Origin of the sequence: Streptomyces sp. NBC_00414, assembly GCF_036038375.1 — a bacterium.
GTDB lineage: Bacteria > Actinomycetota > Actinomycetes > Streptomycetales > Streptomycetaceae > Streptomyces.
In genome coordinates this window covers 5,454,884-5,468,702 of sequence record NZ_CP107935.1, presented here as the reverse complement: position 1 = coordinate 5,468,702, position 13,819 = coordinate 5,454,884, and the positions used below count along the sequence as shown (strand labels likewise).

Here is a 13,819-nt window from a genome sequence, read left to right as displayed (position 1 = left end):
CCGAGGACTATGTTGTCATGGCAGCGTCATCATGATGGACGGCACGGTGCTGGTCCAGGCCTGCGCGGCGATTCAGGACACCGGGCCGGAAGCACTCCCACCGCGGCGCAGCGCGCGGGCGCACACGCCGATGACCAGCGCGTTGAGCACCGCCCCGAACGCGACGGTGCCGACGAACGTCGCGGCGCCCTCCGGCAGCAGCATCAGCGGCACGAAGCTGCCCGGGGCGGTGGCGAGCAGCGGGATGACGCCCGCCATGGACGCGTCCGGGCTGTCCCTCGTGCTGACCACGACGGCCCACACGAGCAGACCGGCACAGACCGCCAGGTAGACGAGCGCGAAGACGTCACCGAGAGCGCGCCCCAGCCACCGCGCGAAGTCCGTAGGGCGCGGGAGGCGCGTGAAGGCGGTTCGGCCGGAGCCTGAGCTCTTGGCGGTCACGGGGCTGTACTCCTCGGGTCGGTGCCGGGCGGATTCGGACGGGCGAGGCCGAGGTCGTACGCGAGGATCGTCGCCTGTACGCGGTCACGCAGGCCGAGTTTGCGCAGCAGCGCGTTGACGTGGGACTTGACCGTGCCGACGGTGATGCCGAGTTCGTCGGCGATCTCCGCGTTGTTGAGCCCGGACGCGACCAGGGCGAGGACGCCCCGCTGGCTGCCGGTGAGGCTGTCCAGTTCGCTCGGACCGCCCCCGGCCCGTACGCCGGCGCTCGCTCCCGACGCGTAGTGCCCGATGAGCCGACGGGTCGCGGAGGGTGCCAGCACGCTCTCCCCGGCGGCCACCACCCTGATCCCCTGCAGCAGTTCGGAGGCGTGCACGTCCTTGAGCAGGAACCCGGACGCCCCGGCCCGCAGCGCGTCGAAGATGTACGAGTCGAGGTCGAAGGTGGTCAGCACCAGGACCCGGGGCGCGTCCTGGCGGCCGGTGATGATGCGGGTGGCGGCGATGCCGTCGAGCACGGGCATCCGGACGTCCATGACGACCACGTCGGGGGCCAGTTCCGCGGCGAGACGCACCGCGGCGGCTCCGTCGGCGGCCTCGCCGACCACCGTCATGTCCTCCTCGGCGTCGATCACGGCGGCGAACCCCGCCCGCACGATGCCCTGATCGTCGACGACCAGCACCTTGAGGCTCATCGCTCCCTCTCCTCGGTCTCCTCGGACGGCATGACGCCGTCCTGCCGCTGAACCGGTGCGAGTGGCAGCCGGAGCCCGACCGTGCCCGGCCGGTCGGTGTCCAGGGTGCCGCCGAGCGCGGCGGCGCGCGCCGCCAGCAGTTCCCGTACGGCGGGGCGGGCGGCGCGGGGGACCCCGGTGGCCGTGAGCGTCAACGTATCGCCGTCCGTGTCGAATTCGAGAACCGCGGGCTCCTCGCCGCCGGCCGCGAGCACCGTCTCGGCCGCGTGGTAGGCGGCCAGATCCACCGCGGTGGGCAGCCGCTCCGGTACGCGGCCGGTCAGCCGTATCTCGACGTCGCGACCGGTGGCCCGGCACTGCCTGGCCAGCAGGTCGAGCGCCTGGAGGGTGGGCTGCGGCCGCAGTTCGGGCTGCCTCTCCCCCTCACTGTCCCGGACCGTGTCGAGCAGGGCGCGCATCGCGGCGAGGGCCTCGCGGGCGCGTTCGGCGGTCGTGTCGAGACGGCCCGCCTCCGCCTGGGCGACCATGTCGGCGGTGCGGGCCAGCACGGTGGTCTCCAGCCCGGCCGCGATCCGCCGGCGCTCGGCCCAGGCGTCCCGGACGGCCTCCCCCGCCCACCCGGCGACCCGCGCCTCCCGCACTCCTCGCGCGACCCCTTCCCGCCGTCCCCGCAGCACCCCGGCCCACAGCGCCGCACAGACCACCGCACCGACCCCACCCACCGAGCCCACGGCAACCGCCCAGCCGGGAACAGACACCTCCCGCCCCGTCACGGCGACGATCACAGCCACGGCATGCACCCCCACGGCACCCGCGACAACCCCCGAAGGGGCGCGGGGAACGGCGCGATCCTCAGGAGCAAGACGACCAACCCGCCCAGCCCTCCACCCCCCAGGGGCGCGGGGAACGGCGCAATCCCTGACAGCAAGACGACCGACCCGTTCAACCCCCACACACGTGGCAAGCAGGCTCAACCCCACCGGCACGAGCACCGGCCCCCCGTACTCCCCCACCTCCATCGCCAGAGGCCAAAGAAGCGCCAGCCCGAGCAGCACCCCCCAGGCGAACCCCGGCGCCCGCCGCAACCACAACAGCGCGACCACCTGAGCCGCAGCCAGCAGCGCGAAGAGCAGCCCCGCGGACACCCGCCCACCACTCCCGCCCGGCGGCATGGCCTCCGCCCGGACCACCAGCACGGGCAGCAACGGCTGCACCACCAGCCCGACGGCAGCCGTCAGTTGCGCCAAGCGATAGCTCCGCGCGACCCCCCGCTCCGCCGGCGCGGCACTCCGGCCGGGCAGAACGGCCCGCACCTCCCAGCCACCCTCCGCCGTCGCCCCACTGGTCAGGGTCCCGCCCGCCTCCCGCGCCCGGGACCGCAGGAACCCCTGCCCGCGCCCACCGCCCAGACCCGCCCCGTGCGCCGCCGCGGCCACCGCACCGGAGGGCGGCGCCGCGCTGGTGACCACGACGTCCGTGCGGGTGTCGCCGTACCGGCACCGCACCACCGTGTGGGCGCCGGGTGCGTGCCGGGCCACGTTGGTCAGCGCCTCGCGCACGATGCCGAAGGCCGCGTCCGCGACGGCCCCGTCCGGCAGCGGGCCGATCTCGCAGTCCACGGGCTGGCCGAGCCGCCGGAACCCCGCGACGAGTTCCCGCAGCCGTTCCTCCGGCGAGGGCAGTTCCTCCCGCGAGGGCGCCGGCGCCCGCACCGCACCGAGCGCCCGGGTGACCTCACGCCCGGTCTCGACCGCGAACCCGAGTGCCTCCTCGGCCAGTTCGGGCCGGCGCTCACGCAGTCCGAGGGCCGCGCCCGCCGTGACCACCACGGCCGTCAGATGGTGGGCGCTGACGTCGTGCAGCTCCCTTTCCATCCGGCGCCGCTCCACGGCCGGCAGCCGGTGGCGTTCGGTCTCGGCCCGCTTCAGCAGCGCCTCGGCCGTCCGCCGGGCCCGCCGGGTACGCCGTACGAGCAGGCCGGCGCCGCACGCGACGGCGTACAGCAGGGCGGTCAGGACGAGGTCGAGTCCGTCGCGTTCGCTGAGTCCGTGCAGGGTGAGGTTCTGCAGCAGCTGCCAGACGGCGAGCGCCACCCCGCACAGCACGGCGGTGAAGGTGTCGCGTTCGGCCGCCACGGTGAACAGGGCGAGCCCGACGCCCGCGGTCCCGAGCACCGCCGTCGCCCCGACGGGCAGCGGCCCGGCGCCCAGCGCGCAGGCGGCGGCGACCAGGACGAGGGTGACCACCGGACGGGCCCGGCGCAGCGCGAGTGCGGCGGTCACCGATCCGGCGACCAGGACCGCCACGAGAAGCGCGGAGGTGGTGGGTGCGGTCCCGCGCACCAGTGCCGCACCGGGCCACACCAGGGCCTGGGCGCAGAGCAGCAGAACCGGCAGCAGCCGGTCGTCGGTGCGGTTCATGGCGGGCCTCAGGGGAGCTTCACGAGGGAGTTCACGGCGGGTTTCATGGCGGACCAAGGCTATGGCCGCAGGTGGGCGGCCCGGCTCCGGCTGAGGGTGGATTCCCGTCTCTTACCAGGGTTGGAGACGTGACCTGACCGGGACGGCCGGGTGGACGGCGAGGCGGTGGTCTCCATCTCTGGTTCGAGACGGCAGTCATCCGGCAGCGCGACGACCACGCGATGCCCCGGCCCCTAATCTCGGACACATCGAGAAAGCGGCCCGCCCTAGCAAATGCGCGTACCGCTTCTCCACAGTTGTGAAGCGCATCTGATTCCGCACGAATTCCAGACCAATTCAGGGGGATATCCCATGTCCAAGCGCATTCTCATCTCGTCGCTCGTCGGTTTCGCTGTCGTGGGCGGTGTCGCCGCCGGTGGATTCGCCATGGCCTCGTCCTCCTCGGAGCCGGCCCTGAGCGGCACGTCGGCCCGTTACGTCGCCCCGACCGGCAGCGGCGCGGGTTCGCTGACCTTCACCACGGACGTGAGCGACGACTCGGGTGTCCGGGGGCTCAAGGTCATCGCGTGGCCCGCGAGTTCGAAGCTCGACCCGACCGAGGCGGAGCTGCGGTCCGTGGACAGCGCCGACTGCCGGAGCACCTCGGACGGGACGTCCCGCTGCACCTACACGCTGAAGGTCACGAAGAAGGAGGAGGCCGGGCTGGACCGGGGCACCTGGCACATCTCCGCGCTGGCGACGGCCGAGGACGGCGGCACGACGTTCGTACCCCGTGCCGCGGCCTTCGACGTCACGCGCTGACCGCTCACCGCCACGCTCCCGAGAGACTCCGGGCGACGACCGAGCTCAGGATCCGTACGCCCCGCGTCGAGCCCGGGTCGATGTCCGTGAGTTCCCGTACCCGGCGGAGGCGGTAGTCCAGGGTGCGCGGGTGGACGTTGAGGGCTTCCGCCGCGGAGCCGCGGTTCATGTCGTGGCGGTAGTACGCGTCGAGGGTGAGGAGGAGGTCCGGGCCGGGTTCGAGGCGCCGGGCCACGGTCCGGAGCCATTCGTCCACGTACGGCACGTCCGCGACCGTGAGTTCGACGAAGACGTCCGCCAGGGTGTGCGGCCGCAGCCTCGCGGACGTACGCCGCAGGGGGGCCGCCCTGCTGATCCGCCGGGCCCGGTCGAGGGCGCCGGCCAGCTCGCCCACCGGCGCGCCCGCGGTGCCGACCGCGCACAGTGGGCCGATGGCCCGGGCGACGTCCCGCAGGAGGTCGGGGACGGCCGAGGGATCGGGGGCGGCCAGAAGGTCGGGCAGGGCGGCCGACCGCACGGTGTCCGGACCGCCACCGGGCACGAGGGCGATCAGCTCACCGCCTCTGCCCCCGCCCTCACCTCCGCCCCCTCCCGTGCCGCCGCGTTCCGGGCACCAGGTGACCGGCACCTGGTGGTCCCTGACCAGCGCCTCGATCCCGCTCTCCAGGTCGCGGTCTCCGACCGGGCGGTCGGGCATCCGGATCACCGTCACCGCGTAGTACCCGGCCGGTTCCACGCCCGTGAGCAGCGCGAGTTCCGCCGCCATGGGGTCGTCGGAGAGCAGTGACCTGGCGAGCAGGCCGATCTGTTCGGCGTACGGGAGACGGCGTCGCAGCGCCGTCACGAAGCCCTGGCGGTAGGCGCCGATGCCGCGCTCGCCCTGCGGGGCGAACCAGCTCATGATCCGCATGAGTTCGTCGACATCGCCGCCGCGCTGGGCCTCCGTGGCCTCGTTGATCTCGCGCAGCATGAGTTCGGTGTGCACGCGCAGGACCCGCTGCCGTGAATCCAGCGACATCCCCGCCCCGGCCCGCGACTCGCCCATCGACGCGATGAAGACGAGGTCGGCGTCGGTCAGCATGCCGTTGACGGGGGCCAGTTCGAGCGTGCGGCGCCTGAACCACACCGAGTACTCCAGTGTCTCGTCCCTGGCCCGGGAGTTCACGTCCAGCGACCCGAGTTCCGGGATCTCGCGCACGTACGTCTCGACCTCGCGGCGTGCGTTGGCCGACGCCCGCCGGGCCAGCTCGGCGAAGAGGCTCCCCATGAACATGAGCATGTCACCGAGGCCAGGGTGCCGACAGGTGAAATCCGGACGGACACTTATCACTCCGGGTGAATCGGTGAAGGATATGTCGACGGCCGATTTGTCACAGTGCGCAAAGTTCCTTGATCCCGGCGCACTTGTGGCTCGATCCGCTTGTGGCACCCGGGCTGCCTGGGCTTAATGGAAACCGCGCAGCCGCCCGGGGGGACCGCGGATCCGCAGATGAATCGAAGCGCCGGGCAACACATCCCGAAGTCATGCAACAGGGCGTCCAGGACGCCCTGTTCCGCTGCGCTCACCAGGAACCGGAATTCCTTCACCGGAATTCTTGAAACGGGAGGGAAAACGATGAAAGCAGCGTTCAAGAAGAGAATCGCGGCGGCGGTGGCGGTCATGTCGGCAGCGACCGCGCTCACACTGAGCGCGCCCGGCTCCAGCTCGGCCGCCCCCGACGCCACTCCCAGCCTGCGGGCGTACGGCCTCGCCGGCGACGGCACCCTGTTGTCCACGTTCATGACGGACAACCCGAGGGTGCTCAACTGGGTGCTGGTCATCGACGGACTCGTCGGCGACACCAAGATCATCGGCATCGACTTCCGGGTGCAGAACGGCCTGCTGTACGCCGTCGGCGACAAGGGCGGCATCTACACGATCAAGATGCCGCCGGCCCTGCCCGACACCGTGGTCGCGACCAAGGTCTCCCAGCTCTCGGTCGCGCTCTACGGCACCGTCTTCGACATCGACTTCAACCCGGCGGCGGACCGGCTGCGGGTGATCAGCAACTACGGCCAGAACCTGCGGCACAACCTGAACGACGGCACGACGGCCACGGACACCGCGCTGACCGTCCCGCCGCTCACCACGGCCGCGCAGGGCGTGACCGCGGCCGGCTACACGAACAACGACCTGGTGGGGTCCACCGCGACGACCCTGTTCGACATCGACACGTACAACGACCAGGTCGTCATCCAGTCGCCGCCCAACGCGGGCACCCTCGTCCCGACCGGCCTCCTCGGCTTCGACGCCGGTGTCGACGCGGGCCTCGACATCTACAGCACCCTGACGAACGGCAGGACGACCTCGAACGACGCCTTCGCCTCGCTCCTGCCGTACGGCTCGACCAGGGCGTTCTTCTACAGCGTCAACGTCCTCACCGGCGAGCCGACGTCCATCGGCCAGTTCCCCCTGAACGTCACGGACATCGCCATCAGCCTCACCGGAACCTGACCTGTCCCCGGGGGGGGCCACCGACTCGCCGCGGACCGCACGCCGGGGACCGCGGCGAGTCACCGGCGTGTGCGTGGCCCTCAGGGCGCCGTCGGCCCCGCCTGCACCAGACCCGTCTGATAGGCGATCACGACCAGCTGGGCGCGGTCCCGGGCGCCCAGCTTCGTCATGGCCCGGTGGACGTGGGTGCGTACGGTCAGCGGACTGACCGTGAGGTCCTCGGCGATCTCGGTGTTGGACTTGCCCTCCGCCGCCAGGGCCATCACCTCGCGTTCGCGCACCGTGAGTTCGGCCAGCCGCTCCGGGGGCGCCAGGTGACCCCCTGGAGCGGGGGAGGTGAGGAAGCGCGTGATGAGCGTGCGGGTGGCGCCGGGCGACAGCAGTGCCTCTCCCGACGCCACGGTTCTCAGGCCGTCCAGCAGGGTGTCGGCCGTGACGTCCTTGCCGAGGAACCCGCTGGCACCCGCGCGCAGCGCCTGGGCGACGTAGTCCTCGGTCTCGAACGTGGTCAGGATGAGGACGCGGGTGGCGGACAGTTCCGGGTCCGCGCAGATGGCGGACGTGGCGGTGAGGCCGTCCACGCCCGGCATCCGGATGTCCATGAGGACGATGTCGGGGTGGTGGGCGCGGGCCAGATTCACCGCCTCGGCACCGTCGGAGGCCTCGCCGACCACCGTCATGTCGTCGCAGGAGTCGATCAGGATCCGGAAGGTGGCCCGCAACAGGGCCTGGTCGTCGACGAGCAGCACCCTGATGCTCATGGCTTCTCTCCTTCTGCGGAACCGGCCGACTTGGCCGAGGTGAAGTAGTGGGAGGAGTTGAAGCAGGTCGAGCAGATGGTGGAGATGGTGGGCCTTGCCTCGCCGGCGGCTTCGGCGGCTTCGGGGGCGCCGGAGAGGTCGGCGGTGTCGGACGCTCCGGAGGCTTCCCCGGACGCCCCCGCGGTCCCCGCGGTCCCCGTCGCCCCCGCCTCTCCCGCCGTCGACGGCTGCAGCGGCAGTGCGGTGGCGACCTCGAAGCCGCCCTCCGGACGGGGCCCCGCCCGGAGTTCGCCGCCGATGGACCGGGCACGTTCGTGCATGCCCATGACCCCGAAGCCCCGGCCCTGCTCGACGGCGAAGGGGTTCTCGGCGGCCCTGGGAGCCATGGCGGCCACGGCGGCGGGGCCGTCGTTGGTGACCGTGATCAGCAGCCGGGAGCCTGAGTAGACGAGCCGCACGTGCGCGGTCTCCGCGGCGGCGTGCTTGGTCACGTTCGTCAGCGCCTCCTGCACGATCCGGAACGCCGTGAGGTCGACCCCGGGCGAGAGCGGCTGCGGCACGCCCTCCGTGGTCACCGCGACGGCGACCCCCGCGGACGCGCACGCCGTCACCAGATCGGGCAGGCAGTCGAGGCCGGGGGACGGCTCCAGCGACGGGGAGGCCGGGTCGTCGCTCTGGCGCAGCAGCCCCAGCGTGGCCTTCAGCTCGCGCAGCGCGGACGACGTGGTCCCGGTCAGGTCGGTGAGGATCTTCCGCGACTGCTGCGGGTTGCTGAGCGCGAGGTGGGCCGCGGTGCCGGCCTGCGCGTTGGCCAGGGCCAGATGGTGGGCGACGACGTCGTGCAGTTCGCGGGCGATGCGCATGCGCTCCTCGGTGACGCGCAGCCGCGCCTCCTCCTCCCGGGTCCGCTCGGCGTGTTCGGCGCGGGCCTGCACGGCCTTCAGATAGGCGCGCCGCAACCGGGTCATGTTGCCCGCGGCGATCGGCAGCAGCAGCCAGAAGAACGGCCCGATGGTTCTGAGCAGCAGGGAGTACTCGTCCATCGAGTCGGACAGCACCGAGCCCGCCGTCAGCGCCACCATGACGGTGCAGCCGTAGACACGGGTGGTCTTCCGGTCGCTGAGGACGGCCAGCCAGTAGAGCGCCGCCATGATCGGGGCCAGCAGCAGGGGGGTGACCAGGTACCCCAGGTTGATCGCGATCACCGTGCAGACCGTGATCACGGCGACGGTGATCCGCGGGTACTTGCGGTACCTGAGCAGGGCGAGGCAGGACACGCCCATGAGGACGGTCCCGGCGCTGTCGTGGTCCGGCGGAACGACGCCGGGCAGGGTGAGTGAGCTGCCGAGGGTCGCCGAACCCATCAGCCCCGCGGCCAGGGCCACGTCGATGACGCGGGGATGGCGGTCCGCGTACTGCTCGAAGCGGTCCGTGTAGCGCTCCAGGCTGGTGGACATCGGGCTCTCCGGTTGGCTGGCTGGGTCCGTCGTGCTGCGCCCATCGTGGACGCTCCGCGGTGCGAACGGCCGACGGGGCCGCCCGTGTCGTCGCGCCACGGACGGCCCCTACCGGGGGGAGGCGGTCGCCTCGGGCGGGGGTCAGGTGCGGGCCACTTCGAGGTCGGCCGGCTCGGACGGGGCCGGAACCGGCTCGGCCCGCCGGGTGAGCGCCTCCCCTTCGACGTCGACGCGGGGCAGCAGCCGGTCGAGCCAGCCCGGCAGCCACCAGGCCTTGTGGCCGAGCAGGGCCAGGACCGCGGGCACGATCGCCATCCGGACGACGAAGGCGTCGAAGAGGACGGCGGAGGCCAGCCCGAAGCCGATCATCTTGATCATGGAGTCGCTCTCGCCGATGAATCCGGCGAACACCGCGATCATGATCAGCGCGGCGGCCACGACGACCCGGGCGCTGTGCCGGAACCCGCTGGTCACCGCCTGGTCGGGCGATTCCCCGTGGACGTACGCCTCGCGCATCCGGGAGACCAGGAAGACCTCGTAGTCCATGGCCAGGCCGAAGACGATGCCCACCAGGAAGATCGGCATCAGGCTCATGATCGGGCCGGTCTGCTCCACGCCCAGGAGTTCGGCGCCGTGGCCCTGCTGGAAGACCAGGACGACCACACCGAGGGACGCCAGGACCGACAGGAGGAAGCCGAGGGCCGCCTTGAGCGGGACGAGCAGGGACCGGAAGACCACCATCAGCAGGATGATCGCCAGACCGACCACGACGATCAGGTACGGGACCAGCGCGGCCTGGACCTTGTCGGAGATGTCGATGTTCAGCGCGGTGGTGCCGGTGACCTCGAAGGTGGCGCCGGTCTCGGTCTCGACCCCGGTCCGCTCGCCCCGGATGGTCTGCACGAGGTCCGTGGTCTTCTGGTCGGTCGGCGCGGTGGCGGGCACCACGGAGAAGACGGCGGTGTCACCGGCTTCGTTGAAGCGGGCCGGGGACACCGACACGACACCCTCGGTGGCGCCGATCTCCTTGGAGATCGTCTCGACGGCGCCCTTCGCGTCGGAGTCGCCCTTGGCGTCCACGACGACGGTCAGCGGACCGTTGAAGCCCGGACCGAAGCCCTCGGCGAGCGCGTCGTAGGCCCGGCGCTCGGTGGTGGAGGTCGACTTCGCCTCGTCGCCGGGCATGCCCAGCTGCAGGTCGGTCATCGGCACGGCGAGGGCTCCCAGACCCACCACTCCGAGGAGCAGCACGGGCACGGGACGGCGCAGGACGAACCGCGCCCAGCGGGTGCCCCCGTTGTCCTTGGCCTCCTTCTCGACCCGGCCGCTCTTGCGGGCCCGGCGGGTGAGCACGGCGTTCGGCCAGAAGCCGAGGAGCGCGGGTACGAGCGTCAGCGCGATGAGTACGCCCACGACGACCGCGCCTGCCGCGGCCAGGCCCATCTTGGTGAGCATCGGGATGCCGACCACCGCGAGTCCGGCGAGGGCGATGACGACGGTGAGTCCGGCGAAGACGACCGCGGAACCGGCGGTGCCGGCCGCGAGCCCGGCGGCTTCCTCGGGCGTACGGCCCTTGGCGCGCTCCTCGCGGTAACGGGAGACCACGAACAGGGCGTAGTCGATGCCGACCGCGAGGCCCAGCATCATCGCCAGGGTGCCGGTCGTCGTGGACAGGCCGAGGGTGCTGGCCAGGGTCAGGATGGTGGCCATGCTCACGCCGACGCCGATGACGGCGGTCAGCAGCGGCAGTCCGGCCGCGGCGAGGGAACCGAAGGTGACCAGCAGGACGACCGCGGCTATCGCGACGCCGATCAGCTCGGCCGCTCCGCCCGGTCCGCCGTTCTCCTCCATGGCGGTCCCGCCGGCCTCGACGGTCAGCCCGGAGTCCTGGGCCTCGTCGAGAGCCTTCACCAGGTGGGACCTGCTCGCGTCCGTCAGCTCCTCGGGCCCGACCTTGTAGGTGACGGTCGCGTACGCCGTCGTGCCGTCCTTGCTGACCGCCTTCGACTCGAAGGGGTCGGCGGCGCTCGCCACCTGGGAGCCGTCGGCCAGCTCGGTGACCGTCTTCTCGACGGCCTTCCTGTTGTCGGCGGCGGTGACCTTCTCACCGCCCGGCGCGACGAAGACGACCCTGGCGGTCGCGCCGTCCGCGGATGTACCGGGGAAGCGCTGTTCCATCAGGTCGAAGGCCTTCTGGGACTCGATGCCGGGCATGGAGAATCCCTCGTCGGCGGCTGCCGGTGCCTTCATCGCGCCCAGGCCGACCGCGGCCAGGACGGCCGCCCAGACCAGGGCGACGTACCAGCGACGCCGGAAGGCCAGACGGCCCAGTCGGTACAGGAAAGTAGCCACGGCAGGAGGTCTCCACATCTGGTGCCCAATGTCCTTCCAGGCTGTCCGGTGGAGGGCCGTCCTGTCGTCGTGCGTCTGCCGACACATTTCGCTACTCGGTACGCAGTAGGAACGGGCCTGCCGCTCCGCCTCCGGGACGAGGGGGCGGGCCGCCGTGTCAGCCTCTGGTCTGGCTCCCGTCAGCTTCGGGCCTGCCCGCGGGGAGCCTCCGGGGTGCGCTCGGGGTGCGCTCGGGGTGTCCTCGGGGTGACCGGGACGGCTCCGCTATTAGACAACCCGTCAAGTTACCGAACCGTAACCTCCCTACTGCTACCACGAGTAACTTACTCATAGGTAAGTTCCAGGCGAACTACTTCACGGCGGCACGGCCGGACCCGTGGGACGTGTCTGCGCCCCGTGCCGCCGCACCTGTGCACCTCTCCGGCCGCTCCACAGGAGGTTCGCCATGCCCGCACGCAGAAAACTGCTGGCCGCGGCAGTCACCGCCGCCGCCTGTCTCTCCGCCCAGGCACTCACGGTCACCGCCGCCACCGCGACGGACGAGGTCGTGTCCCGGGGCGTCACCATCCCCGCCTTCTACAACCCGCCGACCGCCCTGCCCGCCGCGAACGGCGCGCTCGTGCGCAGCGAGCCCCTTCCGCTGGCCCTGAGCCTGCCCAGCCTGCACGGACCACTGCCGGGCACCGCGACCCGGCTGATGTACAAGTCCACCGACTCGAACGGGAAGCCCGTCGCCGTCACCGGGGCGTACATCGAGCCGACGGCCCGCTGGAAGGGCGAGGGGCCTCGTCCCCTCGTCGCGGTGGCACCCGGCACCCTGGGCCAGGGCGACCAGTGCGCCGCGTCCATGGGCCTCGAACACCCGCTGAGCTTCAACGGCCGGACGGTGTCGGTGGGTTACGAGGACCTGGCGATCTACCGGCTCCTCGCGAAGGGCACCGCCGTCGTCGTCACCGACTACGCCGGTTTGGGCGCGACCGACCGGCTGCACACCTACGTCGACCGGGTCGACGAGGGACACGCGGTCCTGGACGCCGTCCGCGCGGCCCGCTCGCTCGGCGGGGCCTCGGTCACCACCGGCTCCCCGGTCGGCCTGTTCGGCTACAGCCAGGGCGGCGGGGCGACCGCCTCGGCCGCCGAGCTCCAGTCCTCCTACGCCCCCGACGTCACCCTCGCCGGGACCTACGCGGGCGCGCCGCCCGCCGACCTGACCTCGGTCACCGAGGCCATCGACGGCAGCGAGCTGGCCGGTGCGCTGGGCTGGTCGCTCAACGGCTTCCTCCAGTCCGACCCGGAGCTGAAGCCGATCGCCGAGGCGCATCTCAACGCGGCCGGAAAGGCGGCCCTCGCCGATCTGTCCACCATGTGCGTCGGCGACGCCCTCTTCGGCTACGGCTACGCCAAGAGCACCAAGTGGACCACCGACGGCCGCTCCATCAGCGAGATCATCGCCGCCACGCCCGAGCTCAGGACGTTCCTGGACGGCCAGCGCATCGGCCGGCTGAAGCCGTCGGGGCCGGTCCGGCTCGCGACGGGCGTCAGCGACAACCTCGTACCCCACGGCCAGTCGCGGGACCTCGCCGTCGACTGGTGCCGCAAGGGGGCCGACGTCACCTACAAGCCCGTCGTCCTGCCGGGCGTGGGCAGCGCGCTCCTCAACCACTTCGCCCCGCTGCTGACCGACCAGGGCGACGCCATCGACTGGCTGACCGACCGCCTGGCGGCCAAGCCCACCACCTCCAACTGCCGGACCCTCCCGATCCGGCCCTGACCCCGAGGGGGCGCGGACGACCGACCCGCCCGGCGGCGGCCCCCCACGGTTCGCCGCCGGGCGCACGCGGCCGGCAACCAGAAACCATGCCGCCCGGGCCCGCCAATATCTATGCCCGCCAGATGAGAATTGAGATCGACGCGCGATGAATATTACTTACTCGACAGGCTGAGCGGATTCATTCATCATGCACGGTCGATCTCGGCGTGCTAGTCTCGATCTCAGTTGCATGTTGTGGTTCCCGAAAATCTTGACAGGCATCCCCACCAGTTCGTTACGGGTGGGGATCCTTTATGGCTCCGGTTTCATTTCCGGTGGGGTGATCATCACGGCGACACGGAGCGCACACAGTGTGCGCCCCGACGCACCGCCCCGAAGGAGAAAAACATGGCTTCCGGTACCGTGAAGTGGTTCAACGCAGAAAAGGGCTTCGGCTTCATCGAGCAGGACGGTGGCGGCGCTGACGTCTTCGCCCACTACTCGAACATTGCCGCCCAGGGCTTCCGTGAGCTGAACGAGGGCCAGAAGGTCACGTTCGACATCGCGCAGGGTCAGAAGGGCCCGACGGCCGAGAACATCGTTCCCGCCTAGTCGGCACGCACTTCGCAGCTGGGGCCCGCACCTTGG

The 13,819-nt window shown here is 71.6% G+C and carries 10 protein-coding genes and 1 pseudogene; 4 read left to right on the top strand and 7 right to left on the bottom strand.

Annotation, left to right across the window (positions count from 1 at the left end; translation table 11 throughout):
• Positions 1 to 72: 72 nt before the first annotated feature.
• From OHS59_RS23710 to OHS59_RS23700, 3 genes are read right to left on the bottom strand one after another with little or no spacing between them, the layout of a single operon-like run.
• Positions 73 to 441 (bottom strand): SCO4225 family membrane protein, encoded by a 369-nt coding sequence (locus OHS59_RS23710; protein ID WP_443061485.1) that lies wholly within the window; start codon positions 439 to 441, stop codon positions 73 to 75.
• On the bottom strand, positions 438 to 1,136 hold the full coding sequence (locus tag OHS59_RS23705) for a response regulator transcription factor (protein ID WP_328495414.1): 699 nt from the start codon (positions 1,134 to 1,136) through the stop codon (positions 438 to 440). Before OHS59_RS23705 ends, OHS59_RS23710 begins: the two co-directional genes overlap by 4 nt.
• A complete protein-coding gene (locus tag OHS59_RS23700) occupies positions 1,133 to 3,556 on the bottom strand; it encodes a sensor histidine kinase (protein WP_328495413.1) in 2,424 nt (807 codons plus the stop codon). The genes OHS59_RS23705 and OHS59_RS23700 overlap by 4 nt, the downstream gene beginning before the upstream one ends.
• 351 nt (positions 3,557 to 3,907) lie before the next feature.
• Between OHS59_RS23700 and OHS59_RS23695 the strand changes: the two genes are divergently transcribed.
• Positions 3,908 to 4,357 (top strand): DUF5707 domain-containing protein, encoded by a 450-nt coding sequence (locus tag OHS59_RS23695; RefSeq protein ID WP_328495412.1) that lies wholly within the window; start codon positions 3,908 to 3,910, stop codon positions 4,355 to 4,357.
• A 4-nt stretch (positions 4,358 to 4,361) separates the two neighbouring features.
• Here the strand turns inward: OHS59_RS23695 and OHS59_RS23690 are convergent, their stop codons facing one another.
• On the bottom strand, positions 4,362 to 5,624 hold the full coding sequence (locus tag OHS59_RS23690; RefSeq protein WP_328495411.1) for a PucR family transcriptional regulator: 1,263 nt from the start codon (positions 5,622 to 5,624) through the stop codon (positions 4,362 to 4,364).
• 348 nt (positions 5,625 to 5,972) lie between these two features.
• On the opposite strand from OHS59_RS23690, the gene OHS59_RS23685 reads away from it, so the two are divergent.
• Positions 5,973 to 6,851, top strand: coding sequence for a DUF4394 domain-containing protein (locus OHS59_RS23685; protein WP_328495410.1), 879 nt, complete (start codon positions 5,973 to 5,975; stop codon positions 6,849 to 6,851).
• 80 nt (positions 6,852 to 6,931) lie between these two features.
• Here OHS59_RS23685 and OHS59_RS23680 read toward each other — a convergent pair whose 3' ends face one another.
• The 3 genes and pseudogenes from OHS59_RS23680 to OHS59_RS23670 form a co-directional block, all read right to left on the bottom strand.
• On the bottom strand, positions 6,932 to 7,612 hold the full coding sequence (locus tag OHS59_RS23680) for a response regulator transcription factor (protein ID WP_328495409.1): 681 nt from the start codon (positions 7,610 to 7,612) through the stop codon (positions 6,932 to 6,934).
• Positions 7,613 to 7,821: 209 nt separating this feature from the next.
• Positions 7,822 to 9,069 (bottom strand): annotated as a pseudogene (locus OHS59_RS23675) (histidine kinase); the annotation flags it as partial.
• A gap of 141 nt (positions 9,070 to 9,210) precedes the next feature.
• Positions 9,211 to 11,421 (bottom strand): MMPL family transporter, encoded by a 2,211-nt coding sequence (locus OHS59_RS23670; protein ID WP_328495408.1) that lies wholly within the window; start codon positions 11,419 to 11,421, stop codon positions 9,211 to 9,213.
• A gap of 445 nt (positions 11,422 to 11,866) precedes the next feature.
• On the opposite strand from OHS59_RS23670, the gene OHS59_RS23665 reads away from it, so the two are divergent.
• Positions 11,867 to 13,192, top strand: a complete 1,326-nt coding sequence (locus OHS59_RS23665; protein ID WP_328495407.1) for a lipase family protein — start codon at positions 11,867 to 11,869, stop codon at positions 13,190 to 13,192.
• Positions 13,193 to 13,579: 387 nt separating this feature from the next.
• Positions 13,580 to 13,783, top strand: a complete 204-nt coding sequence (locus OHS59_RS23660) for a cold-shock protein (RefSeq protein ID WP_107017975.1) — start codon at positions 13,580 to 13,582, stop codon at positions 13,781 to 13,783.
• Positions 13,784 to 13,819 lie beyond the last annotated feature (36 nt).